General features: G+C 61.0%; 28 protein-coding genes. 6 read left to right on the top strand and 22 right to left on the bottom strand.

Annotated elements, in window-relative coordinates:
* Positions 1-46: 46 nt before the first annotated feature.
* From GYH29_RS18680 to GYH29_RS18720, 9 genes are read right to left on the bottom strand one after another with little or no spacing between them, the layout of a single operon-like run.
* A complete protein-coding gene (locus GYH29_RS18680) occupies positions 47-1,963 on the bottom strand; it encodes a BglG family transcription antiterminator (RefSeq protein WP_161524244.1) in 1,917 nt (638 codons plus the stop codon).
* Between the two features lie 46 nt (positions 1,964-2,009).
* Positions 2,010-2,744: a 2-dehydro-3-deoxy-phosphogluconate aldolase gene (dagF, locus tag GYH29_RS18685; RefSeq protein ID WP_043591090.1), complete on the bottom strand. Its 735-nt coding sequence runs from the start codon at positions 2,742-2,744 to the stop codon at positions 2,010-2,012.
* Positions 2,741-3,859: a DgaE family pyridoxal phosphate-dependent ammonia lyase gene (locus GYH29_RS18690; protein WP_161524245.1), complete on the bottom strand. Its 1,119-nt coding sequence runs from the start codon at positions 3,857-3,859 to the stop codon at positions 2,741-2,743. Before GYH29_RS18690 ends, dagF begins: the two co-directional genes overlap by 4 nt.
* Positions 3,843-4,976, bottom strand: a complete 1,134-nt coding sequence (locus tag GYH29_RS18695; protein WP_161524246.1) for an amidohydrolase/deacetylase family metallohydrolase — start codon at positions 4,974-4,976, stop codon at positions 3,843-3,845. The genes GYH29_RS18690 and GYH29_RS18695 overlap by 17 nt, the downstream gene beginning before the upstream one ends.
* Positions 4,977-4,986: 10 nt before the next feature.
* Positions 4,987-5,640, bottom strand: a complete 654-nt coding sequence (locus GYH29_RS18700; RefSeq protein ID WP_019101591.1) for a DUF4310 family protein — start codon at positions 5,638-5,640, stop codon at positions 4,987-4,989.
* 17 nt (positions 5,641-5,657) lie between these two features.
* Positions 5,658-6,434 (bottom strand): DUF4311 domain-containing protein, encoded by a 777-nt coding sequence (locus GYH29_RS18705; protein WP_019101592.1) that lies wholly within the window; start codon positions 6,432-6,434, stop codon positions 5,658-5,660.
* A 35-nt stretch (positions 6,435-6,469) separates the two neighbouring features.
* The gene (locus GYH29_RS18710) at positions 6,470-6,772 is read right to left on the bottom strand and encodes a DUF4312 family protein (protein ID WP_019101593.1); all 303 of its coding nucleotides are present in this window, start codon (positions 6,770-6,772) and stop codon (positions 6,470-6,472) included.
* Positions 6,773-6,775: 3 nt separating this feature from the next.
* On the bottom strand, positions 6,776-7,138 hold the full coding sequence (locus GYH29_RS18715) for an SFCGS family glycine-rich protein (protein WP_043642128.1): 363 nt from the start codon (positions 7,136-7,138) through the stop codon (positions 6,776-6,778).
* Positions 7,139-7,177: 39 nt separating this feature from the next.
* On the bottom strand, positions 7,178-7,510 hold the full coding sequence (locus GYH29_RS18720; RefSeq protein WP_019101595.1) for a hypothetical protein: 333 nt from the start codon (positions 7,508-7,510) through the stop codon (positions 7,178-7,180).
* A 207-nt stretch (positions 7,511-7,717) separates the two neighbouring features.
* On the opposite strand from GYH29_RS18720, the gene rstA reads away from it, so the two are divergent.
* The 4 genes from rstA to GYH29_RS18740 all read left to right on the top strand — a co-directional run bounded on the left by rstA (position 7,718) and on the right by GYH29_RS18740 (position 11,655).
* A complete protein-coding gene (gene rstA, locus GYH29_RS18725; protein WP_043591144.1) occupies positions 7,718-8,437 on the top strand; it encodes a two-component system response regulator RstA in 720 nt (239 codons plus the stop codon).
* 6 nt (positions 8,438-8,443) lie between these two features.
* Positions 8,444-9,715 (top strand): two-component system sensor histidine kinase RstB, encoded by a 1,272-nt coding sequence (gene rstB, locus GYH29_RS18730; protein ID WP_019101597.1) that lies wholly within the window; start codon positions 8,444-8,446, stop codon positions 9,713-9,715.
* Positions 9,716-9,862: 147 nt separating this feature from the next.
* Positions 9,863-10,759: a hypothetical protein gene (locus GYH29_RS24685; protein ID WP_052052010.1), complete on the top strand. Its 897-nt coding sequence runs from the start codon at positions 9,863-9,865 to the stop codon at positions 10,757-10,759.
* An 89-nt stretch (positions 10,760-10,848) separates the two neighbouring features.
* Positions 10,849-11,655, top strand: a complete 807-nt coding sequence (locus tag GYH29_RS18740; RefSeq protein ID WP_019103805.1) for a trypsin-like serine peptidase — start codon at positions 10,849-10,851, stop codon at positions 11,653-11,655.
* A gap of 43 nt (positions 11,656-11,698) precedes the next feature.
* Here the strand turns inward: GYH29_RS18740 and rph are convergent, their stop codons facing one another.
* The 3 genes from rph to GYH29_RS18755 form a co-directional block, all read right to left on the bottom strand.
* The gene (rph, locus tag GYH29_RS18745) at positions 11,699-12,415 is read right to left on the bottom strand and encodes a ribonuclease PH (protein ID WP_051002765.1); all 717 of its coding nucleotides are present in this window, start codon (positions 12,413-12,415) and stop codon (positions 11,699-11,701) included.
* A 64-nt stretch (positions 12,416-12,479) separates the two neighbouring features.
* Positions 12,480-13,361 (bottom strand): PP2C family protein-serine/threonine phosphatase, encoded by an 882-nt coding sequence (locus tag GYH29_RS18750; RefSeq protein ID WP_019103807.1) that lies wholly within the window; start codon positions 13,359-13,361, stop codon positions 12,480-12,482.
* Between the two features lie 13 nt (positions 13,362-13,374).
* A complete protein-coding gene (locus tag GYH29_RS18755) occupies positions 13,375-14,325 on the bottom strand; it encodes a serine/threonine protein kinase (RefSeq protein ID WP_019103808.1) in 951 nt (316 codons plus the stop codon).
* 107 nt (positions 14,326-14,432) lie between these two features.
* Between GYH29_RS18755 and GYH29_RS18760 the strand changes: the two genes are divergently transcribed.
* Both GYH29_RS18760 and GYH29_RS18765 read left to right on the top strand, forming a co-directional pair.
* Positions 14,433-15,299 carry a YicC/YloC family endoribonuclease gene (locus tag GYH29_RS18760; RefSeq protein ID WP_039756321.1) on the top strand — a complete coding sequence of 289 codons (867 nt, stop codon included), beginning with the start codon at positions 14,433-14,435 and terminating at the stop codon, positions 15,297-15,299.
* Positions 15,300-15,363: 64 nt separating this feature from the next.
* Entirely contained in the window at positions 15,364-15,633 is a 270-nt protein-coding gene (locus tag GYH29_RS18765) for an HU family DNA-binding protein (protein WP_019103810.1), read from the top strand.
* A 209-nt stretch (positions 15,634-15,842) separates the two neighbouring features.
* Here the strand turns inward: GYH29_RS18765 and GYH29_RS18770 are convergent, their stop codons facing one another.
* The 10 genes from GYH29_RS18770 to GYH29_RS18815 all read right to left on the bottom strand — a co-directional run bounded on the left by GYH29_RS18770 (position 15,843) and on the right by GYH29_RS18815 (position 23,249).
* On the bottom strand, positions 15,843-16,709 hold the full coding sequence (locus tag GYH29_RS18770; RefSeq protein WP_019103812.1) for an NAD(P)-dependent oxidoreductase: 867 nt from the start codon (positions 16,707-16,709) through the stop codon (positions 15,843-15,845).
* Positions 16,710-16,791: 82 nt separating this feature from the next.
* Positions 16,792-17,133: an EscU/YscU/HrcU family type III secretion system export apparatus switch protein gene (locus GYH29_RS18775; RefSeq protein ID WP_019103813.1), complete on the bottom strand. Its 342-nt coding sequence runs from the start codon at positions 17,131-17,133 to the stop codon at positions 16,792-16,794.
* The gene (gene fliK / locus GYH29_RS18780) at positions 17,114-18,133 is read right to left on the bottom strand and encodes a flagellar hook-length control protein FliK (protein ID WP_019103814.1); all 1,020 of its coding nucleotides are present in this window, start codon (positions 18,131-18,133) and stop codon (positions 17,114-17,116) included. Before fliK ends, GYH29_RS18775 begins: the two co-directional genes overlap by 20 nt.
* Entirely contained in the window at positions 18,130-18,483 is a 354-nt protein-coding gene (locus GYH29_RS18785) for a DUF2802 domain-containing protein (RefSeq protein ID WP_039756323.1), read from the bottom strand. The genes fliK and GYH29_RS18785 overlap by 4 nt, the downstream gene beginning before the upstream one ends.
* Before the next feature lie 125 nt (positions 18,484-18,608).
* Positions 18,609-18,938 carry a hypothetical protein gene (locus GYH29_RS18790; protein ID WP_019103816.1) on the bottom strand — a complete coding sequence of 110 codons (330 nt, stop codon included), beginning with the start codon at positions 18,936-18,938 and terminating at the stop codon, positions 18,609-18,611.
* The gene (fliS, locus tag GYH29_RS18795; protein WP_019103817.1) at positions 18,935-19,345 is read right to left on the bottom strand and encodes a flagellar export chaperone FliS; all 411 of its coding nucleotides are present in this window, start codon (positions 19,343-19,345) and stop codon (positions 18,935-18,937) included. The genes GYH29_RS18790 and fliS overlap by 4 nt, the downstream gene beginning before the upstream one ends.
* A 97-nt stretch (positions 19,346-19,442) precedes the next feature.
* Positions 19,443-20,816, bottom strand: coding sequence for a flagellar filament capping protein FliD (fliD, locus tag GYH29_RS18800; protein WP_043591150.1), 1,374 nt, complete (start codon positions 20,814-20,816; stop codon positions 19,443-19,445).
* Between the two features lie 44 nt (positions 20,817-20,860).
* Positions 20,861-21,289, bottom strand: a complete 429-nt coding sequence (locus tag GYH29_RS18805; RefSeq protein ID WP_019100108.1) for a flagellar protein FlaG — start codon at positions 21,287-21,289, stop codon at positions 20,861-20,863.
* Positions 21,290-21,366: 77 nt separating this feature from the next.
* Complete coding sequence (locus GYH29_RS18810) at positions 21,367-22,215, bottom strand: flagellin N-terminal helical domain-containing protein (RefSeq protein WP_043591108.1); 849 nt, start codon at positions 22,213-22,215, stop codon at positions 21,367-21,369.
* Positions 22,216-22,400: 185 nt separating this feature from the next.
* Complete coding sequence (locus GYH29_RS18815; RefSeq protein WP_043591110.1) at positions 22,401-23,249, bottom strand: flagellin N-terminal helical domain-containing protein; 849 nt, start codon at positions 23,247-23,249, stop codon at positions 22,401-22,403.
* Between the last annotated feature and the right edge of the window lie 186 nt (positions 23,250-23,435).

Here is a 23,435-nt window from a genome sequence, read left to right on the forward strand (position 1 = left end):
AAACCGTATGGATTGACAGCCGCGGGAAAAGCCCTTCCCGCGTGCTTCAGGACTCAGGCAGGCATAGCAAGGCATTGCGCAGAAACTCTTCGAAGCTGCGGCTTTCCACCAGCCGAACGCCGGCGCGCTGGCGCATGAAGGAAACGAACAGTTCGTAGATCGCCATCGCCTCCTCGTACTCGGTCTTGCTGATCGCCAGCAGAAAAATCACCCGCGCCACGCTGCCCTCGCCCCAGGCGACGCCGTGCGGCGCGATGATGGTGCACACCGTGGTTTTGCGCGCCAGCAGACCCAGCGAGTGCGGCAAGGCGATACCGTCCCCCAGCATGGTGCTGAGAATGTCCTCACGCTCGCGCACCGAAGGCAGGAAATCGGCGTCGACATAGCCCTCCTCGCGCAACTGCCCGCAAACACGCTCGAACAAGGCCTGCTGACTCAGCCCCGCTTCCGCCACCCAGAAATGCTTGGCGGAAAAATAGCGTTCCAACATATAAGGCCGGGTACGGTCCACCGCCACCAGCCGCGCCAATTGCTCCAACTGGTAATCCGATGGAAACGGCGACAGCAGCGCCACGGGCTTGCGCTTGTCTTCCAAGCGCACCGTGGACACCACGAAATCCGCGCTCACATGCTCCAGCGCCTCGTATTCCTGACAGGACAAGGAGGCGCATACATCCAACTGCGGAAAACGACGCCGCAGCAACGCCTCCAGCGTGCGCAGCGTGGCGTTGCCGCCGTCGCACACCAGCAGGGCCTGCGGCCGGCGCAGATAGCCGATCTGGTAATGGCGCTCCAGCCCCACGCCGATGTGCAGCACCAGATAGCCGATCTCATTTTCCGAGATCCGGTACGGCGAGTGCTTGGCCCAGCTAGACACCGCCGCCAGCGTGAAGTCGTAGGCCAGCGCGTAATGCTGCTTGATGTCGGCCAACACCGGATTGGGCAGGTTAATCTGGTAACGCACCCGGGTGATCATGGTTTTAACATGGGTGATCAAGTCCTCTCGCAATTGCCGGTCGGCGCGCAGATCGTAACGGTAATGGCGGTTGATGTAGTCGAGGATGTAGCAGACCAAGGCGTCGGCGTCGTCGGCGTTGATCGCGCTGGGCAACATGCCGGTCAGGCTGCGCGCGGCGATGTTGACGCAGAGAAAGGCCCGCTCGGCGGCGGCGATTTCCACTCCGCTCATGCGCCTCAGCAGGCCGACGATATGCGTGGCGGCCTGATCCACCGCCGGCAGCGTCTCCTCGCCGCAGAAGTCCTGCAGCGGAAAACCGTCGACGATGCGCTTGGCCGCCACCGCGCAATAAAAGGTCAGAAACTGAGCGCCATCGTCGCTGAGACGGACGCCGGCGCGGCTCAAACAGCCCGGCAGGCCAGCCCGCACCGTCGCCAGCGCGTCGGCCAGCACCGGGTCAGCGCTCAACAGCGGGTGGTCCGGCCGCTCCGCCGCCAGTTGCGCCAATAGATCGCTAAGGCAGACGCGGATGGAGGATTCCGCGCCCAACAGCTTCATGCCGTAGTGCGGCTTGGCCTCTATGCTCAGACCGTAAGCGGCCAGACGCTCGCGCGCCTCGGCCATGTCCGTCTGCAAGGTGGCGCGGCTGACGCACCAGGCGTCGGCCAGATCTTGCAGCTTCAAGGCGTAGGCGGAGCCGAGAAACTGCGCCAGCAGATAATGCACCCGCTCGCCGGCCTGGCGCGGAATGGCGCGGTCGCTGCCGGCCTGCGGCCGCACCCGCTGGAAGCGTTCCGGGTCGTCGGCCTGCAGCCGGTAGCCCTCGCCGCGCTTGAGCACAAAGCGCGCGCCGTGCTCGGCCAGAATGGCGTTGAGCGCGTCGATGTCGTTGCGCACGGTGCGAGTGGACACCGCCAACCGACGCGCCAGTTCTTCCTGCGGCAGCGCTTCCGCCTGCAGGGCGGCAAAGGCCTGTGCCAGCCGTTGATAGGGGAATTTGACCATGAGCCTCTTTCTTGAACCCATCCGCGCCCGGCCTCCCCGGACGCGTCTACAACAAGGCTTTCACCATTGACAGCAGCCGCTCAACGTCGCCCGGCCGAGTTTCGCCGTTCGCGTCGATGATGGAGCTGTACACATGCGGAATCACCTTGGGCACGCCGGCCTCCAGCGCCAGGCGGACGATCTCGCTGAAGTTCTCCAGCGAGATGCCGCCGGTGGGCTCCAGCCAGAAATCATGGCGCGCGCAGGCTTCCGCCACCGCCAGGTACTCATCGCGGCAGTCCAGTCCTCCCATGGGGAAGTACTTGATCGAACTGCCGCCCATATCCTTGAGCATGGCGATGGCGGTGTCCACCGGCGCCGCGCAAACGGGCGATTCCGCGCTGAGCGGACCGGTGGACACCTTCACCAAGCCAGGAATGCCGCTGGGCGAAACCAGGCCGTTGACCACGGTACGCGCCTGGCCCAGCAGCGCGCGGCTGGCGCCGACGCCGGTGAACACCTGATTGACGTGCTGCGGCTGCACTTGGCCGGCAATGGCGCTGACCATGTCCGACTGGCGCGGATCGCCGGCACCCAGCCCCACCGACAAGGCGTTGTCGATCAAGGCCGCGTATTCGCGCATGTCCGCCACCGCGCTGTCCACGTCGGCGTAGTTCTTCGACAAGACCCCCACCAATACGTGTCCTTCCGCCGCCTGGTGGATATCTCTGGCATTGTGCTTGCTTCCCGCCAACACATTCAAGCAAACGCGGTCTTGATAAAAATTGGGTTCCAGTTTCATGCTTGTTCTCCCGTCAGCAAGCGGCGGATGCGCGCGCCGATCTGTTCCAGCTGGGCGGCGTCCACGCTGCGCGCGTCCACTTCCAGCTTGCCCTCGTTAGCCCGGTATTCCCGGAAATAAATGGCGATGTCGCCCTGTTTCAGCGCGGCGGCCGCGGCGGCCGCGCTGAGGCCGGACGCGGCGGCGTCAAAAGCGATCTCGGCGCGAGCGATGTCGCGGCCGGCGGCGTCCCAGACCAGCCGCGCGCTCACGCCGGCCAGTTGGTTCAAGCCGGCGATGAAGGGCCGCAGCCGTTCCGCCATCGCCGCCCCGCTTTCCTTGTCCTGTTTGAGATAGCGTTCGATCGCGCAGCTCAGGCCCAGGATGCCCTCCTTGCCCACCTTCATCGCCCGGCCTATGCCCTGGCTTTGCAGCTTGACCCATTCCACATACTGGCGGCGGCCCAGCACCAGGCCGCTGGTCGGCCCCTCTATCGCCTTGGCCCCGCTGTAAATCACCAGGTCCGCCCCTTGCAGGTAGTAGGCGCGCAAGTCCTCCTCCGCCGCCGCGTCGACGATCAGCGGCACATGGCGGCGGCGCGCCACCTCGGCGGCCTCAGCCACGCTGAGCACGCTTTTCTGCAAAGCGTGATGCGACTTGATGTACAGAATGGCGGCCGTGTCGGGCCCCACCGCGGCCTCAAGCTGCGCGGCCGAACACTCATTGCCCCAGCCGGCCTCCACCACCCGACCTCCGCCCAACGCCACCATGGTGCCGACCGGCGCGCCGAAATTGACGTTGTGCCCTTTGGGCAGCACGATTTCACGCGGCCCGTTGACTGCCTGCGCGTGCAGGTTCACCAGCAGGCGCGGATCATCGCGGACAATGACCGCCGCCACCGACTGAGCAATGCCGGCGGAAGCGCAGGACACCACGGTGGCGGCCTCCACCTCCAGCAAGCGGGCAATGTAGTCGCCGGTTTTGTCGATCAAATCCTTCATCTCGAAATACTGGCCCAGGCCCTGCGCCACCGCGGCCGTCACCTCCGGCGCAGGCGTGGACACGCCGAGCATGGTCATGCGGCCGGAGGCGTTGATCACCGGCCGCAGCTGGTACCGCTCATAGATCGAAGACATGACAAGCCTTTCCTTGTTCGGTGGGCAACAAGACGCCGCCCGCCACCGCCGCCAGCGGCGCCAGGTTACGCACGCAAGTCAGCGTGTCGCCGTCGCTGTCGCTCAGCGGCCGCGGCGCGGTTTCGATGTCGAAAATGGTGAGATCGGCGTCAGCGCCGACTTCCAGCCGCCCTTTGCCGCTGAGCCGCAGCGCCTCTGCCGGCCGCCGGGTCACGCAGTCCAGCACCCGATCCAGCGGCATGCCCAGGCTCAGGAATTTGGACATCACCACCGCCAGGCCGAACACCGGCCCGCTGACGCGGTTGCGGCAATAGATGTCCGAGCTGATAGTGTCCGGGTACACGCCCAGCGCCATGGCCTCGCGCGCTACGCGGAAACTGAAGCTGGCGCTACCGTGGCCGACATCCAACAACACGCCGCGCTCGATCGCGGCCCGCACCGAGGCGCGCAGCGCGCCGGCGGCGTCCAGGATGCGGTTGGGCTTGCCGTTGAAGCAGTGGGTGACGATATCGCCCGGCTCCAGCCATTCTGCGATCTCGTCCAGCGACGGCGGAGTATTGCCGATGTGCACCATCAGCGGCAGCGGCCCAAAGCGGCGCTGGATCTCCTTGGCCCGCGCCAGCGGCGCGATCCCGTTGGCGCCGACCACGCTGCCGCTCAGCCGAGCCTTGATGCCGACGATGAAATCGCGATGAGCGCGGATCGCCGCGCCCGCCAACGCCACATCGACATCGTCCAGATTGGCCAACTCATGCTGAGTGGCGAGACCGATGCGCGAAATATTCAACAGCGCGCGCACATCGGTGCGGCAGCCGCCGGCCAACTCGCGGAAAGCGGCGACATCGTCGGCTCCGACGCTCCCCGCGTCCACTACCGTGGTGACGCCGCCGGCCACGCCCACCTGGTCCGGCTCATCGTGATAAATCGGCGAAGCCGGGTTGCAATGCACATGGCCGTCTATCCAGCCGGCGCTGAGCCGCCAACGGCCATCCAGCCGCACCGTGCGCCGGGCCGGTCCTTCCTGGCGCCCTAGCCCGGCGATCTTGCCGTGACAGACGGCGACGTCCAGCACCGAGCCATCGGCCAGCAAGGCATCCTTGATCAGCAAGTCATCCATCAGCGCCTCCTCAGGCAATCGCCACCGGGAACAGCGTGCCCAGCAGCATCGCGCCCAGGATGGCGCCGCCGGTGATGGGCTTGCCCCACAGATAGAAGACCAGCGCGCCCAGCAGCGAGCCGACGCCGATGGGGATCGACGCCGCCATCGCCGACAGGATGATCAGCGGGCCGAGGAAACGGCCGGAGGAGTTGCCCGCGCCCATCATCACGTCGGCACCGTAAGTGGAATTGCCCTGATTGATGGTGAATTTGCGCGCGAAAATAATAACCGCGCCGATCAGCAAGCCAATCACCATCCCGGTGGCCAGCGCCGCGCCGAAGTTTTCCACTGGAAACAAAATCCCCGCGCCGAGGAACATCGCCGGAATACCCAGGCCGACGCCGGTCATAATGGCCCCGCCTATATCCAGAATGCCCACCAGCGAGCCTTCTATCACCCGGGCAAAGAGGAAGCTGGCGCCGAAGGCCGCCACCGCGCCGTAAACGCCGGTATCCATGCCCGCTCTCAGCATCGAGACGAAAGCCACCTCGTTGAAAGCACCGATGCCGTAGACGTAATACATATGAGTGCCGGCGAACACGCCGGCGGACAGCAGCCCCACCAAGAGCGGGAAAGACCAATCCGCCAGCCAGAAACCCCCGGTTTGTGCTTGTTCAGTCATCATGCTCTCCTTCAGCCTCAAGCGCCACGCACGGCGGCGTGCAGCAGTTCCAACCAGGACGGTGCGTTCAAGTGGAAGCTGCTGAGCAACTTCAGATCAAAGCCGCGGAAGAAGGCGCTGAGCGCGAACAAGGCCACGATAGCCGCCATCATCAACTTGGTGATCTTGTTCCAGCCGCCCTCGTCCACTCCCTTGCCGATCAGAATGCCCAACACCAGGCCCGGCACGGCATTGCCCATGATCAACTGGGCCAGACCGCCAAACACCGTGCCCCACAAACCGGAGCGACGGCCGGCCTCAATCGCCGCCAGCCAGAAAATCACCGGCATCACGGTATTGACCAGCAGATTGGCCGCGGGCACCAAGACCTTGACCGCGGTGATTTGCAGCGAAGCCGGCACCGCCGAAGCGGTGGTGTTCAGGAAGGCCACCAGCAGCATGCCTATCACCCCGCACACCAAGGCCATCTTGCGCGGGTTGTGCAGGGTCTCCGCCAGGTTGCGGTTGCGCGCCAACAGCGCCGCCGCCCCCCAATGCGGGATCACCCGGTGATCGATGTCCTGGGTGAAAGCCCCGGCCGCCACCGACGAGGCCCAGGCGTTGAAGAAGAAGCCCAGGCCGAAGGAAAAATGCGAGGCCGGGTCGCCCTCGCAGGAATTGAGCTCGCCCAGGGTGCGGAAGGCGCCCATGCCCTGGGAAGTCGGCGCGTGGAACATGCGGGCCGCGCCGGCGCCCACCGCAACCCCGACCAGTCCGCCGATCAACAGCGACTTGAGAAGAATGATCAGAAGCATGGCTTCCTCCTCTGGTATGAAACGACAGCCAGCGCCTAAGCTTGGCGCACAGTGAACGGCACGGCCTCGATATCCAGTACGGTCACGCTGACCTCTACCTCCAAGGTGACGGCATAGCTGAGCCGGTCCCGCGGCAGAAAGAAGAACAAAAAGCGCTCGCGACGGCGGACTTCCTCCGCCGCGACCACCGTCACCCGCAGGGGCTCAATGCGCAGCAGCACCTGATGGCCGGCCGCCGTCACCGCGCGCTGCACGCCGGACAAGGCATCGGCGCAAGCCTGCGCCTTGCTGTCGCCGCGGCCACTGACCGTCACGCTGGATTCGAAACGCCTTTGCATCGCTCAGCCGCCGTATTTCTTCAAATAGGCGGCCACCAGCCGCTGCCCCAGCTCTTCCTTGTCCATGAAACCGAACCCGAGCACGGTGTAGCCCTCCTCGATCGCAGTCACGCCCTCCTCCACCGAACGCATGCCGTATTTGGCCTTGTAGCCGTACTTGGTCTGCGCGGTGATCGCGCCGGCGCCGCCGCTGCCGCAGAAGGAAATCCCCAGCTGCGCGCCCTCCGCCTGCATCACGTCGCCCAATTTCATGTCCGCGGCCATGCCCGGAACCACCACCGCGCGCGCGCCGGCGGCTTCCGCCCCCGCGCCCACTTTCTGTCCCTTGCCCAGGCGGTCGCCAATCACTACGGTTATCTGCGTCATGGTCTTCTCCTCTATCTCTCTAGCTTTGCACGGCGGACTTCAGGCCTTGTTCTTGGCCATCTCGAAATGAATGGACAGCAGCAGCGCTTCTTCTTCCGGCAGGTTGCCGAACAGGGCCACCACCGCGGCGGACAAACGCCGCGTAGTGTCCGAGATCTCGTCGAACAGGCTCTTGTCGAAATCCGGCAGGCCCTCTCCGGTCAAGGAACGGCGCGCCATCGCCTGCACATGCGAATCCAGCTTCTGCTGCTGAACCTCGGTCAAATATTTGCCGGCCGCGTCCAGCAAGGCGGGAACCTGCCCCAAGACCTGGTCCGCCAGACGGCGGATAGCGGCCTGGTCGACGGCGATGGGATGGACTTGATCGTTCATGGGGTTTCCTTTGCAAAACGGTTGGCGATGTCGAGAAACTGTAATCAAGCCGCCGCCAACTGTGGACCGGTGGATTTTCCGCTTCGAAACGGAAATCGCCTGCGCGCCAGGCGGGAACAACACCGTCCTGACCGTGCTTGCAGTTGAAGCGCGCGGCGGCTCGGGCGATACTTCGCGGATTGACCACTGAATAGATGGATGCAAGGCATGACTCACCGCATCGTGTTTGTAGAAGACGACGCCGACCTGGCCGAGCTGATCAGCGACTTCCTGTCCCGTCATGAAATGGACGTGGTGGTGGAACCGCGCGGCGACGCCGCGCTGGACACCATAGCCCGCGAAGCGCCGGATCTGGTGCTGCTGGACATCATGCTGCCCGGCAAGGACGGTCTCTCCATCTGCCGCGAGCTGCGCCCCAAGTTTGACGGCCCCATCATCATGCTGACCTCGCTGGACAGCGATATGAACCAGATTCTGGGCCTGGAACTGGGCGCCAACGACTACATTCTGAAAACCACGCCACCCTCCGTGCTGGTAGCGCGGCTGCGCGCCCAATTGCGCAATCTGCGGCCCGCTCCAGCCAACGCCGACGCCTCCGCGCCCAAGTCGGGCACCCGGAAAGTGGTGTTCGGTCAGTTGGCCATAGATCCGATCAGCCGCGACGTGACGCTGGCCAACGAGAAGATTCCGCTGTCCACCTCGGACTTCGATCTGTTGTGGCTGCTGGCCAGCCACGCCGGCGAAACCCTGAACCGCGATATCCTGCTCAAGGAAATGCGCGGCGTCAGCTACGACGGACTGGACCGCAGCATAGATGTGGCCATCTCGCGGCTGCGCAAAAAACTGGGCGACAACCCCAGCGAGCCGTTCCGCATCAAGACCGTGCGCAACCGCGGCTATCTGTTCTCCTTGTCCGGCTGGGAGTAAGCGCGCATGCGCCGATTGTTCATCCAGTTCTACCTGCTGCTGATGACCTGTTTCCTGGTGGCGGTGGTCTTGGTCGGCGCGGTCTACAAACAGGCGGTGGACGATGTGGGCGAGCGCTATCTGTCCGATCTGCTGCGCACCACGCTGTCGCTGATCGAAGCCGACTTGCGCGGCGTGCCGGAAGACCGCTGGAGCGAAACGCTGGCCAACTCCGATCACGGCTTCACCTTCCGCGTCAAAGTGGAAAAAATGAGCAGCTATCTGCTGGACGACGAATCCAAGCAGGCGCTGGACCGCGGCGAAATCGTGATGCTGGAAGACAAATACGTATTCCTGCAAAAACTGGAGGACAGCAACTACCTGTTGGTGGCCGGCCCGCTGCGCTACCTCTTTTTCCTGCATCAGCTCAAATGGTTCGACTACGCGCTGCTGGGCTTCATCGGCCTGTCGCTGGCGATCCCGGTTTTCCTATGGATGCGTCCGCACTGGCGCGACCTGGTAGCGCTGGAACAGACCGCCGGCAAGCTGGCCAGCGGCAACCTTTCCGCCCGCGTCGACCTGCCGCCGCGCTCCGGCGTCAGCCAGTTGGGCGTCGCCTTCAACCACATGGCCGACAATATCGCCGCGCTGATCAACAGCAAGAAAACGCTGACCAACGCCGTGGCCCATGAGCTGCGCACGCCGCTGGCGCGGCTGCGCTACCGGATGGCACTGCTGGAAGGCGACGAGAGCAGCCCGGAGCGGCAGGCGATCGAACGCGACTTGTCCGCCATCGACAAACTCGTAGAAGAATTGCTGCTGCACGCGCGGCTGGACCGGCCGGAAGCGCCTCTGAAGCTCAGCAGCTTCGACGCCATTCCCTGGGCCAAGGACCGCATCGCCGGCCAAGCCGCGTTGACTCAGGACATTCAATGGCTGGAGCCCGCCGGAGCCAGCTTGGCCATCACCGCCGACGAACACCTGCTGACCCGGGTGCTGGACAACTTCCTGTCCAACGCCCGCCGCCACGCCAACCGCCTGGTGCAAACCAGCATCATCGTCGAGCAGCGCCACTGCATCATCATGGTGGACGACGACGGCCCCGGCATCCCCGAACAGGATCGCAGCCGGGTATTCGACGCCTTCGTGCGGCTGGACGAAAGCCGCGGCCGCAAAACCGGCGGTCATGGTCTGGGCCTGGCCATCGTCGCCGGCATCGCCCGCGCTCACCGAGGAGAAGTCAAAGTGGAAAGCTCGCCGCTGGGCGGCGCGCGCTTCCTGTTCCGCTGGCCGATCTGAACCCCGCCGCCGCCCCGTATGTACATTTCGTAACATTGGGATACACAGAGAGCATAGACTCAGCCCCTTGTCATGGTTAGCATTTCGGCCTGAAAAGGACTATGTGTCCACTTTCATACCAATCCAAGAAACTTAGGAGTTTCATAAATGAAAAAGCTGGCTCTGCTTGCTCTGACCGCTGCTTTCAGCCTGGTGTCCGTTAACGGCTTCGCCGCTGAAAAAGCTGCTGCTTCCGCCCCGGTTGCTATCCACAAGGCTAAAAAAGCCGAGAAAAAAGTAGCGAAGAAAGAAGCTTCCGCTGCTCAAAAAGCTCAGGCCGCCAAAGCCGAAGCTTCCGCTCCGAAGGCTAAAAAAGCCAAGAAGCACGTAGCTAAGAAAGAAGCTTCCGCCGCTCAGAAAGCTCAAGCCGCCAAAGCTGAAGCTTCCGCTCCGAAAGCTAAAAAAGCCAAGAAGCACGTAGCCAAGAAAGAAGCTTCCGCCGCTCAGAAAGCTCAAGCCGCTAAAGCCGACGCGTCCGCTCCGAAAGCTAAAAAAGCCAAGAAGCACGCTAAGAAAGAAGCTTCCGCCGCTCAGAAAGCCCAAGCCGCCAAGGCCGACGCTTCCGCTCCGAAAGCTAAAAAAGCCAAGAAGCACGTAGCTAAGAAAGAAGCTTCCGCCGCTCAGAAAGCCCAAGCCGCCAAGGCCGACGCTTCCGCTCCGAAAAAAGCCAAAAAAGCCAAAAAGCACGTAGCTAAGAAAGAAGCTTCCGCTGCTCAGAAAGCTCAAGCCGCTAAAGCCGACGCTTCCGCTCCGGCCAAAAAAGCCGCTAAAAAGCACAAAAAGCACGCTGCTAAGAAAGAAGCTTCCGCTGCTCAGAAAGCCCAGGCCGCTAAAGCCGACGCTTCCGCCCCGGCCAAAAAAGCCGCTAAAAAGCACAAAAAGCACGTAGCCAAGAAAGAGGCTTCCGCTGCTCAGAAAGCCCAAGCCGCTAAGAAAGAAGCTTCCGCTCCGGCCAAGAAAGCCGAGAAGAAAGCTTCCAAAAAAGCTGCTTCCGCTGCCAAGTAATCAGGCGGCGAGCATTGCCGGCACCTCCGGCAATCGCACATAATTCGGGGCGCTTCGGCGCCCCGTTTTCATTTGCAAGGCCACACTCGATGAAACTCCTCCTGCTTGTCCTCAGTCTGCTGCTGGCTCCGCTGGCTTCCGCCGCCCCCAAGATCTCCGCGGAACACAAAGTCCTGTTCTTCGGCCAGGACGACCGCGTCCGCACCCGCCCCGACCATCAACCCTGGCTTGCGGTAGGGCAATTGCAAACTCGTTCGCGCACCATTTGCACCGGTGCGCTAGTGGCCCGCGACGTGGTGCTGACCGCAGGGCATTGCTTTGTTGACGAGAAAGGCCGGTTCGACCCTGCCGTCAGCTTCACCGTCGGCCTGTGGGGCGACGAATACACCGCCCGCAGCAAAATCCTCGAAGTTCAGGTGGACAAGAGCTTTCTCAAAGGCCTGGACCGCCGGGCGGACGGGCTCTACATCCCCCCGCGCATCGCGCCGCGCGACTTCGCCTTCGTGCGCCTGGCCACTCCACTGGGCGATACCCAGGGCGTTCTGACGGTCTTCAGCGGCAACGCCAAACAGTTGCGCGAACTGCTGAACCAGCAAAGTTGGACGCTGACCCAAGGCGGCTACCCCATCGACGATCAAAAGCACCTGCTGGTGCATAATGCCTGCAAAGCCACCAAACTGCGCCCGGACGGCCGGCTGACGCACCGCTGCGACACCCTGGAGGGCAATAGCGGCTCGCCTGTGTTCGTGATGGGGCCGGGACAGCCCGTGATCGTCTCGGTGCAAAGCTCCGCCCCCGTCGCCGCGCGACGCAAACAAGAAGACAATATGAGCGTCAGCGCGCCGATGTTCTACGATGCGCTGCAGCAGTTCATTCGCAAGAGCGCCAAGCCATGAAAAAAGCCCCGTTTCCGGGGCTTTTTATTGAACTGGGCTTGACTCACTCCGCCAGCGCTTGGCGCTGCAAAGCCACCAATTCGCCGATTCCGGCGCGCGCCAGGCCCAGCATCGCCTGCAGCTCTTGATCGCCAAACGGCTCGCCTTCAGCCGTGCCCTGCACTTCAACAAAACGGCCGTCGCCGGTCATCACCACATTCATATCGGTGTCGCAGTTGGAGTCTTCCGCGTAATCCAGATCCAAGACCGGCACGCCCTGATACAAGCCGACCGAAATCGCGGCCACCTGGTCGCGCAGCGGATTCTCGCTCAGCTTGCCCTCGCGCAGCAGCAGGCCGATCGCGTCGGCCAAAGCCACATAAGCGCCGGTAATGCTGGCGGTGCGGGTGCCGCCGTCGGCCTGGATCACATCGCAATCAATCTGGATCTGGCGCTCGCCCAACTTCTCCAGATCCACCACCGCGCGCAGCGAACGACCGATCAGGCGCTGGATCTCCTGAGTACGGCCGGACTGCTTGCCGGCGGAAGACTCTCGCCGCATGCGGGAGCCCGTGGAACGCGGCAACATGCCGTACTCGGCCGTTACCCAGCCGCGGCCCTTGCCCTTCAGGAAGCCCGGCACGCCGTCGTCCACGCTGGCGGTGCAAATCACCTTGGTATCGCCAAACTCAATCAACACCGAGCCTTCGGCGTGCTTGAGGTAATGGCGGCTGATCCGCACCGTGCGCAGAGCATCGGCGGGGCGTTGGGAAGGTCGCATCATGTCATCGTCCAGAACGGGAAATGCCGACGATTATAACAGTCGTCGCTGCCGGCGCAGGCGCTCAGTCGTGCTTGCCCGCTACCCGGCTGGCCAGAATCTCCTGATGCATGGTTTCCAGGTTGGAATCCAGAATCATCCGTCCCAGCTGACGCGGTGTCGCCTTCTCGGTGTCCAGCACGTCTTCGCGCTCGCCGTAGTCCTGCGTCTCGTCCAGCAAGGTCACCGCCGCCGCGGACAAATTATCTCCTCCCGCGCCGGCGCGGCGTTCCGCCACATTCATCAACGCCGGCAACACCTGGCTGACGTTTCGTCGGACAAACACCTTTTCCAGTTCGGGGTCCATGACTTGCGACCACAGGCCATCTGAACACAGCAGGATGGAGCACCCCGCGCCCACGCTCTGTTTCTCGCCGACATCGATGTCCGGATCGCTGGCCGCCCCCAGACAGTTGTAGATCTTGTGACGCTCCGGATGCACCTTGGCGGCATCCTCGCTCAACTGGCCCTGATCGATCAGGCGTTGCACCTGAGAATGGTCGCGTGAACGCAGCCGCAGCCCCTTATCATCCAGCAGATAGAGCCGGGAATCGCCTACATGACACCAATACAACTGACCCTGCTGGATGATGGCGGCCACCACCGTGGTACTTGGCACCTCAGGCAGCCTATGATCTGCGGCGTAGTCGAGGATAACCTGATGCGCGGTGCTCACCGCGTTGACCAGAAAACGGTTGGGATGCGTCAAAAGCGGGGTGGCTTGCTGATAGAACAACTCGCTGAGCAGATCAACCGTGATCTGCGCCGCCACCTCTCCACGCAAATGCCCGCCCATGCCGTCCGCCACCGCCAGCATCACGGCATCGCGAGAATGCGCAATCACCAACCTGTCCTGGTTATACGCCCGCCCGCCGATTCGGCTTTCCTGATAAATGGATAGTTTCATGCCGATCCCCTCATCATGAGCGTCCGCCAGTCAGGTTTTTTATCCATCCCACCCACTTACTGCCCGCCAACTCTTCAGGCGGACTGTACTCCTCCGCCATCAGACGCTTTTGCATCCCCGGCACCGTGGCCGGCCTCTCTTCCGGAGACAGCGCCAGGCACTGGTCGGTCAACTCCAGCAACTCGCGGGAATACAAATGACGAAACGCCTTGCTCGCCGGCGTCAGCCTGTCGCTTTCCTTGCGTTCCTTGGAAATCTGCGGCGTACCGCCGCCCATGCAGGCATAAAGACAGGCACCCAAGGCGTAGATGTCAGTCCAGGGCCCAAGCGGCGCATCTTTCTCATACTGCTCGGGCGCAGCGAAACCGGGGGTGTACATCGAGGCGAAATGTTTGTCGCGGCGCGACAAAGTCTGCCTGGCCGCGCCAAAGTCCAGCAATAACGGCGCGCCGTTGCGGCGTACATAGATATTGGCCGGCTTAATGTCCAGATGCAGCAGGCGCTGCAGATGAACTTCGCGCAGCCCGGACAACAGCGCGGCGAACCATTTGCGCAAACGCCGCTCGTCCAGCCGGCCGCCAGCGAGCTCCAACTCGCGCACCAGCGAACGACCGTCGGCATATTCCATCACCATGTAAACCGTCTGATTCGCGCGAAAGAAATTGATCACGCGCACCACGGTGGGGTGGGAAATGCCGGAGAGAATCCGCCCTTCTTCAAAGAAACACTTCAAGCCCAGATTGAAAGCCTCCCGATCCAGCTCGTGTGGCACCGTCACGTGCCCATCCTCGTCCCGCAGCGCCAGATTGCGCGGCAAGTACTCCTTGATCGCGAACTTATTGTCCTGATCGTCCAAGGCCAGATAGACAACGCTGAAGCCGCCCACAGAGAGTTGGCGGACAATCGTGTACTCCCCCAGCCGGGAGCCGGCCGGCAGGGCTGTCTGCTGGTTCGATTGAGTCATGGGATGTCAGTTGTTATAGTGTCCACAGGCCTTGGATTGAGCTTAGCAAAGCAATTCGGGCCCAGCCTTGAGAATGTAAACAATCCGCTCATCTAAGGGGGTGTCTGATGATTTTAAGTATGACAGGCTTTGCCGCAACCAGCAGGGAATTTCCCGGCGGCTTGCTTAGCCTAGAAATTCGCTCGGTCAACCACCGCTACCTTGATCTGCAAATGCGTTTGCCGGAAGAGCTGCGCGTGATAGAACCTCAACTGCGCGAGCTGATTTCCGCCAAAGTCAGCCGCGGCAAGCTGGAATGCCGCGTCGGCATCAATCAGGTGGACAGCGCCGTGCCGACGCTGGAACTGAATCAGAGCGTTCTGCAGCGCCTGATCGAAGTCTCCCAGCAGGTGCGCGAGCAAGCGGGGGAGAACCGCGGCCTGTCCGTAGGCGAACTGATGCGCTGGCCTGGCGTGATGAAAACCAACGAACTGGCGCCGGAAGTGCTGCAACAACTGTGCACGGAAAGCCTCACCGTGGCCTTGAAGGACTTCAACGCTTCGCGCAGCCGTGAAGGTGAAAAGCTGAAGGTGGTGCTGGAGGAGCGCATCGCCGGCATGGAAGCCATCGTTGTCGCCATCAAACCCAAGCTGCCGGCCATTCTGGACGCTCATATGTCCAAACTGTCCAGCCGCCTGCAAGAAGCGCTGGGCAATATCGACGAAGACCGGCTGAAGCAGGAATTCGCGCTGTTCGCGCAGAAGATAGACGTCGACGAAGAACTGGCCCGCCTCAGCACCCATCTGAGCGAAGTGCGCCGCATCCTGAAGGCCGGCGGTCAATCCGGTAAACGCCTGGACTTCCTGATGCAGGAACTGAACCGCGAAGCCAACACTCTCGGGTCCAAATCGGTATCCACCGAAACCACCCAAGCCTCGGTGGAGCTGAAAGTCCTGATCGAACAGATGCGCGAGCAGATCCAGAATATCGAGTAAGCACGGCGCCGGCGGCCAAAGCCGCTGCAGCAAGCGTTCCTAGACCTTAGGGAAAGACCAAGACATGACCAAAGCAGAACTGATCGCGGCATTGGCGGAAACATCCGGCCTGAGCAAGGCCGACGTGCTCCGCGTATTGGGCGCTTTTGATGAAGTGCTGCAAAACGCGTTGGCCAAGGGCGATGAAATCACCACCGTGGTGGGTAAGTACAAAGTCAAGGAAAGCGCCGCGCGAACCGGCCGCAACCCCAAGACCGGCGAAACCATCGAGATCGCCGCCAAGCGTAAAGTGGTGTTTCTGCCCAGCAAGCAGTTGAAGGACAAAGTCGCCTGAGGCGTCCTCAGGTCTCACCGCTGTTCGAAAACGGCGAGGCTGAGCCTCGCCGTTTTCTTAAGCACCGATTCCCGGTCTGCTGCGCTGCGTCGATACGACGAAAACAAGCTCAAAACGCTCATGTCCCCCTCGACCATTCCGCTTTTTTGCTTGTTTTCGCCTTTGTCGCTCGTGCTCACGAGATCGGGAACAGGTCCTTATCCTCCGGCTCAGTTCAGCCGCCAGATCAGCCTGGCGATCGCCGACGAATCCAACTCGCCCTCGCCCTCGGCCACTAGCTGATCGATCAGGCCCGATACCCGTTCGGCTTCCGGCAAACGGATGCCCTGCTCGCGCGCCGTCTCCAGCACGATGCGCATGTCCTTGGCGTGCAACTTAGCCTTGAAGCCTGGCGCGTAATTGTCATCTATCATCCGCTGGCCATGGATATCTAGCACTTTGCTCTGCGCAAAACCGCCCAGCAAGGCCGCTCGTACCGGCGCGGGATCAACATTGCAGGCCTGGGCCAGCTTCATGATTTCCGCCACCGCGGCAACCCCGACGCCGACCGCGATCTGATTGCAGGCCTTGGCCACCTGACCGGCGCCGCTGGCGCCGATATGGGTGATGGTTTGCCCCATGGCCTGCAAGGCCGCCCGCGCCCGCTCCAAGGCTTCCGCCTTGCCGCCCACCATGATGGTTAGCGTGCCGTTGACAGCGCCCACCTCGCCTCCGGAAACCGGGCAGTCCAGGAAGTCCACGCCGAAAGACGCCAACTTTTCCGCAATGCGGCGCGCGCCATTGGGGGCGATGGTGCTCATATCGGCGCATACCAGGCCCGCGCTGGCTCCGTGAACCGCGCCTTCCTCGCCCAGCAACACCTGCTCAACATCCGCGGTATCCGACACATTGGTGATCAACAGCTCAACCTGGCCTGCCAGCTCGGCCGGGCTGGCCGCCCAACTGGCGCCGGCCTGCAACACATCCTCCGCCCGTTCGCGGCTGCGCGCCCACACCGCCACCTGATGGCCCGCCTTCAGCAGATTCAATACGCAGGGACGGCCCATGATGCCCAGACCGATATAACCGACTTTCATTTGCGACTCCAAGATGAAAACGACGACATTCATCGAGGATAAGGGGAAGCGCGCCGCAACGCCAGCGCGCGGCGAAGGGAAATCAGGGCTCGGGCAAGGGCGCCGGCTTGCGCCCGCCCAACCAGGCCTCGAACTCATAATCCTTGCCGGAGGCGTGATGCTCCAGAAAATAGACGAAGGCCAGCACCTCGGCCACCGCGCGGTAGAGTTCCGGCGGGATATTCTTGTCCAGGTCCACCTGCATCAGCAAGGACACCAGCTCCGGGGAGTCATGGACAAACACGCCGGCTTCCCGCGCGCGGTCGATGATGCGCTCGGCCAGCTCGCCATAGCCCTTGGCGACGACTTTGGGAGAACGATGCCCCTCCTGGTAAGACAAAGCCACCGCCGAGCGGCGCTTGTCCTCACTCGGCGGCCGCGCCATCGTCCTTCACCACCAAGCTGGCCAAAGCCAGACCAGCCGAGGCCAAACCCGCCTCCAGCCGGCTGGCGTTTTGGGTGATCAGCTGTCCCGCCTGTTCGTCTTCGGCGGCAAAAGACACCTGCACGGTCTGGCCCACCAGACGGATGCGCGCAGCCATGCCGCCCAGCGCTGGCAGATTCAGGGACAGGCTGGTGGACCAGGCTTGCATCTCCTGCTGGCCGTTGCCCTCGCGGTCGGCCTCGGTCTTTTCCTGCTCTATCACCATCTGCATCGGCTGGCCGGGCCAGGCCATGCCCTGAAACTGCAGTTGCTGGTTTTCCAGGCCATTGAGCTGCCTTTGCACCAGATTGCCCAATTCCTGAGTCGGAGCCTGCGGCCGCGCACTGGCAGCCGCGTGCTCGGAGCTGGCCAACGTCTGGCTCATTTTGGCCTGCGGTTCCTGTTTGATCTCGGCCAGGCTGGTGCGGCCGTCGGCGAAGTCCTTCAGATGAGACTCATAGAACAAGCCGCTCTTGGCCACACCCTGCTGCAAATCCTCCGCCACCTTGGGCGGCGGCTGCTGCGCCGCGTTGACCAGCACCGGCTTGCCGGCGTCGCTGGTCTGGGTGGACAACAAATGGGTCAGATACTTGGAGGCAGGGCTCAGGGCCACCTGCACCGAGCTGGCCTTGTTTTGCTCCGTGCTCTCCTTGCTGCCGTCCTGCAGCAAAAAGGTCAGCGCCGGCTGCAAGGACGCCACTTTCAGCTGCAAGGTGTCGCCGCTCACCGTCGCGCCTTGAGGCAGGTTCAGCGTGAACAGCGAATTCTTGATCAATACCGCCAGTTGGTTATTGTCCAGCCGGTCCGCCACGCGCGCGGTCACCTGCTCGCCCAGCAGCAGCGTCGGCAACCGGCTGGGCAGGGTCGCGGTTTCCAGCAACAGCTTGGCGCCCTCGCCCAACAGCTGCGAGGGGTTGATCTGCTGCGCCGGCAAGACGCCGGTATTGATCGACGGAATCATGAGGTGGGACTATTTCGATACAGGGAAACGATCAACTCGGCCTCGCTGCGGGAAATGCCGCAGCGGGAGGCCACTTCGGAAGCCGTCAGGCCCTGGCGTATCATCTCGATAGCTTGATTGTAAGGGCTGAGTCCGACATCCCCGTGAGCCTGCTGCTCCATGCGGGACAATAGGCGCGACATATCCCGCTGCATAGCGCTGATCTGCTGTTGCTGCTGGTCGAGATACATGGTGGTCAAGCTGTCGCGTTTGGTTTCCAAGCGCAGCACTCGCCAGTAAACATACGCTACCGCCATGGCCAGCATCAGCCAGAGCACAACCATCAGGTATGGGAAGAAGGTGCCGGACATCTTGGTTCCCCATGGAAAAGTTTCCGCCATGACTTAATTTTATGGCGAAACCTCCAACAACCCAAGGCCAACCCGCCATCAAATCTCCCCCGTCGTCCTGGCTGGGCAATCGCGGCGGCTTGAGGTCAACGATAGTGTTTGAGCACTCGGGAATTCTGATTGATCAGCACCAGTTCCGAGCGAAGCGCCTCCGACCATTGCGCCAGATCGGCCTGGATGGCCTCGCGCCGCCGCACCAGTTCGCGCAGCCTGTCGCGCTGAGTCCCCTCCAGGCCTGACAGCGCCTCCTGGGTCAGCGAAGTCAGCAGCCGGGACATCAGCTTTTCCTGCTGCGCCTGCAAGGCGCTGAAACGCTCATAGTCCTTGGCGGACACCGCGGCGGACACCTGGAGCGTCAAGGCCTCCAATTCCGCCACCAGTTGGACCAAGGCCGTCGCGCGCGTCTTCGTCGTCATGCGCCCGCCGCCGCGCTGGCCGCGGGCTGGCTACGGTCAACCTGCTGCCAAGCGGGAAGAATGGTTTCCAACAACCCACGTACCTCAGCCAGGATTTCCAGATCGTTCTTAAGGCTGGCCCGCCCCAAACGCGTCTTCATATAGAGGTATAGCTCGTTCAAATTGACTGCGGCCTCGCTACCGGCCTCGACATCCAAAGCGATGCGTAGGCCTTCGATGATGTCCATCGCCTTCGAAATCATGCGCGCCTTTTCATCGAAACGCTGTGCCTCGATCGCAATACTGGCGGTCATGATCGCCTTGATCGCGCCTTCGTACAGCATGACCACGATCCCAATCGGACTGGCGCCGTATACCGCGGCCTTCAAGGCGTCATTTTCATAAGCCTTGTTGAATTGCTTCAACATTCTGGAGTTCAGCATAATGTTACCACCAACAGAGCTAGGCCGACGGGCGCTTCAGCCCGATCCGACCTCAGCGTAAAGTCATGACGAGAGACCAAATTCATACTTGAGACATCAAACCGCTAAGATTATTGGTGGCAGCGGTCATTTTAGATAATGTCGAGTTCAGTGCGGTGTATTGCTGGATATATTGTTTTTGCCGCGCAGCGAGCCGGGCAGTCAACGCATCCTGCGAGGCTTTCTCGGTGCTGATGCGCGTATTGATAGAAGTCTTGCTGCTTTCCACGACTCCGGTGGGGCCTAGCAGGCTATTGATTTCTTTATTCAACAACTGCGCAATCCCGGTAGTGCTGGTATTTCCGAATAGATTTTTGACCGCGGTCGGATCTTTTTTCAGAGCATCGTTGAACTTGGTCTGATCCAGCTTGAGAGTACCGTCCTTTTGAATGGCAATCCCGACCTGGGACAGGTATGCATAGGAGTTAACCGGATCGACTCCCGGGATAGACTTGGTCAACACATCCTGTAGTTTTTGCTGAATCGACAAAACCGAAGCATTGCCCTTCATGCTGCCGCCACGCGCGTCTTTGATCGAACTCAGCACTTGATTATACGCGTCGACAAAACTTTGTAGATTCTTACCGATCCCCGCAGTGTCCTGATTCAGAGTCACCGTAGTGGAAACGCCTGCCCCGCCTTTGTACAGATCCAGCTCAACCCCTGGAATCGCATTGCTGACTTTATTACTACCGGAAGACACCTGAACGCCGTTCACGGTCAAGTCAGCATTGCCAGCGTCCTTGGACTCATTAGCGGCGGTCGGACTTTGCGTCAAACCCGCCAGCGTCGAACCACTAGTTGAACCCGAATCGGTGCCCCCAGCGCTGATGGTGAATTTATTGTCGGTGCCGGACGCGGTCGACGCCACCACCAGCTTATAGTTATCACCGTTTTTCACAACGGAGGCATTAACCCCCATGCCCTCGGCGTTGATCTTGTCGGAAATGGACTGCAGGGTAACTTTGTCGCCGGGCTTATCCCGCAACTTGACCGTCTGTTCCTTACCGTTGATGGTGAACTTTAATTCATCAGGCGCGCCAGTGATTTCCGCTTGCGCGTCCTTGATATCTACACCGTTAAACTGGTCGAAAACCAGTTGCCGGGAGGTTGCCAGTTTGGCTACGTTGACGACATAAGTTCCGTTTACACCGCCGGAGGTGGTGCTGACCCCGGCTACCGAAGTGTCACTGGATGACACCTTGAACGCTTGCAAGAACGATCCCGTCGACAAGCTGGTGATCGCGCTTTGCAGTGCGGACAAAGCAGAGCCAATTTTGCCAAGGTCGCTGAGCTGGGTATTGTAGCCGTCTAGTTTCTTCTGACTGGCGACCAATGGCCGGGAATCGATCGCCATCAGTTGGCTTACGATGGTTTGGACGTCGAGCGAGCCGACCGATGTTGTTATCCCTGCCATGTTCATCACCCTTTATGTGTATTTTGTTGAGCCGCTCCTGGGACTCAAGCTTTGTCCTTCAGCAGCATGCCCTTGAAGTCGCCGATCGCCTTGGCAATCCGGATGGCATCCTCGGAAGGGATCTGCCGGATCACCTTCTGAGTTTCCTTGTCCACGACTTTCACCACCTGCAAATCAGTGTCCTTGTCCACTGAGAACTCCAGCTGGTTATTGTACAGCGAGGCGACGCTATTCAGCTGCTTCAACGATGACTGCAGCTGCTCGGTAACCGATGGTTTTTCCTTGGCCGCGGTGTTCTGCGCTTGCTGCTGCTGCGCCTGCCCAGCGGCGGCGACAGCCTGAGCATTATCCGGCAAGGCGGAAGCAGCCTTATCGGCCCCTTGCCCACTCTGCGCCAGTTCCACCGTTTGCTGCCGCGGCGTAGAAGCCCCCGCGTTGGCAATCGGCAGTGATTGTAAAGAAGGTATTTGCATGGCAACTCTCCTGACGCGCGCAGCTCCGGTTGCCCAACCAACCGGAGCCGCCGCTGGCTCATACCATCATTCTAGACTTATTGCAGCAGGGTCAGTGCCGACTGCGGCAGCGAGTTGGCGTTCTTCAGAATCGAAGTGCCGGCCTGTTGCAAAATCTGGTTCTTGGTCAGGTTAGCAGTTTCCGCCGCGAAGTCCACATCCACGATGCGGCTGTTGGCCGCTGTCAGGTTTTCCACGTAGTTCTGCAAGTTGGCCACTACCGCATCGAAACGGTTCTGTACCGCACCAAAGGTCGACCGGATGTTCGAGATCGAAGCAATATCGGCATCCAGCGACGACAGCGCGCCGGATGCTGCACCTTGAGTGGTCACACTCACAGTGCCGGTGTTGGTCAAGCTCGAGTTGTAGCTATTCAAAACGCCGGCGGAAGTCAGGTCAGTCGACGAAATGGAAACTTGGTTGTTGGTCGCGCCGGACGAGCCCACCTGGAAGGTCAGTACCGAGCCACCGGACAACAGGCTAGTGCCGTTGAACTGAGTGGTTTGCACGATACGCGAGATTTCCTGGGTCAGCTGATCCACTTCGCTTTGCAGCTGCGAACGGTTGGTGTTGCTCACAGAGCCGTTAGCGGCCTGCACCGCGATTTCACGGATACGCTGTAGGTTGTTGGCAATCTGGCCCAACGCGCCTTCAGCAGTCTGGCCGACAGAGATGCCGTCGTTGGCGTTCTTGATCGACTGGTTGTTACCACGGATAGCAGCAGTCAAAGTCTGCGAAATCGCCAGACCTGCGGCGTCATCCTTGGCGCTGTTCACGCGCAGACCGGAAGACAGGCGCTGCAAAGAGACCTGCAACGCGTTGTTCGAGTTGCCGAGGTTGCGCTGCGCATTCAGCGAAGCAATGTTGGTGTTGACGGTAATAGCCATGTTAGTTCTCCTGAGATACAGTTGGGCAAAGCGACTTGCTTACTCACCATATCGTCAACGCTGCAATAAACTTTACAGCCAGAACGTGAATTTTACCGACACCTCTGCATCACCCCCCGCCCAGGACTCTGCTCCTCGGTGAACGAGCCCTAGCCCAAATCAGCCAGAGCCCGTTAATCCAAAGCTTACTGCAGCAGGGTCAGAGCCGATTGCGGCAACGAGTTGGCGTTTTTCAGAATCGAAGTGCCAGCCTGTTGCAGAATCTGGTTCTTGGTCAAGTTCGCGGTTTCCGCCGCAAAATCCACGTCGATGATACGGCTGTTAGCCGCAGTCAGATTTTCAGTGTAGTTCTGCAAATTGTTGACTACCGCGTCAAAACGGTTCTGTACCGCGCCAAAAGTCGAGCGGATATTCGATATCTGCGCAATATCCGTATCTAGTGCCGACAAAGCAGCGGAAGCCGCGCCCTGAGTCGTTACATTAATAGTGCCGGTATTGCTCAAGCTGGAACTATAGGTGTTCAGCGTGCCGGCTGAGGTCAAGTCAGTGGAGGAGATCGAGACCTGGTTTGTTGCCGCGCCGGAAGAACCCACCTGGAAAGTCAGCACCGAACCACCGGACAACAGGCTAGTGCCGTTGAACTGGGTAGTTTGCACGATACGCGAGATTTCCTGGGTCAGCTGGTCCACTTCGCTTTGCAGCTGCGAACGGTTGGTGTTGCTCACCGAGCCGTTGGACGCTTGCACCGCAATTTCGCGGATACGCTGCATATTATTGGCCAGCTGGCCCAAGGCACCTTCAGCCGTCTGACCAACCGAGATACCATCGTTGGCGTTCTTGATCGCCTGGTTGTTACCGCGGATGGCGGAAGTCAGGGTCTGGGAGATGGCCAGACCGGCGGCATCATCCTTGGCGCTGTTGACCCGCAGGCCGGAAGACAGGCGCTGCAGGGATACTTGCAACGAGTTATTGGAACTGCCTAGGTTGCGCTGCGCGTTCAGCGACGCAATATTGGTGTTTACGGTAATAGCCATGTTATTCCCCTTAAGAGATCAAAACTGCGTCAAGCGGAACGCCGTGATTTGCGCAGCATGCTTACTAGATCGTCTAAAGGTTAATAAACTTGACCGAAATGGTATTTTTACCAAACATCAGTCTCAACTAATCTACCCTTGACCTTCACCTCTGATATACATTTCCAATGGAAAAATAAAAATGCC

Source organism: Chromobacterium haemolyticum (genome assembly GCF_009936155.1).
Classification (GTDB): Bacteria; Pseudomonadota; Gammaproteobacteria; order Burkholderiales; family Chromobacteriaceae; genus Chromobacterium; species Chromobacterium haemolyticum.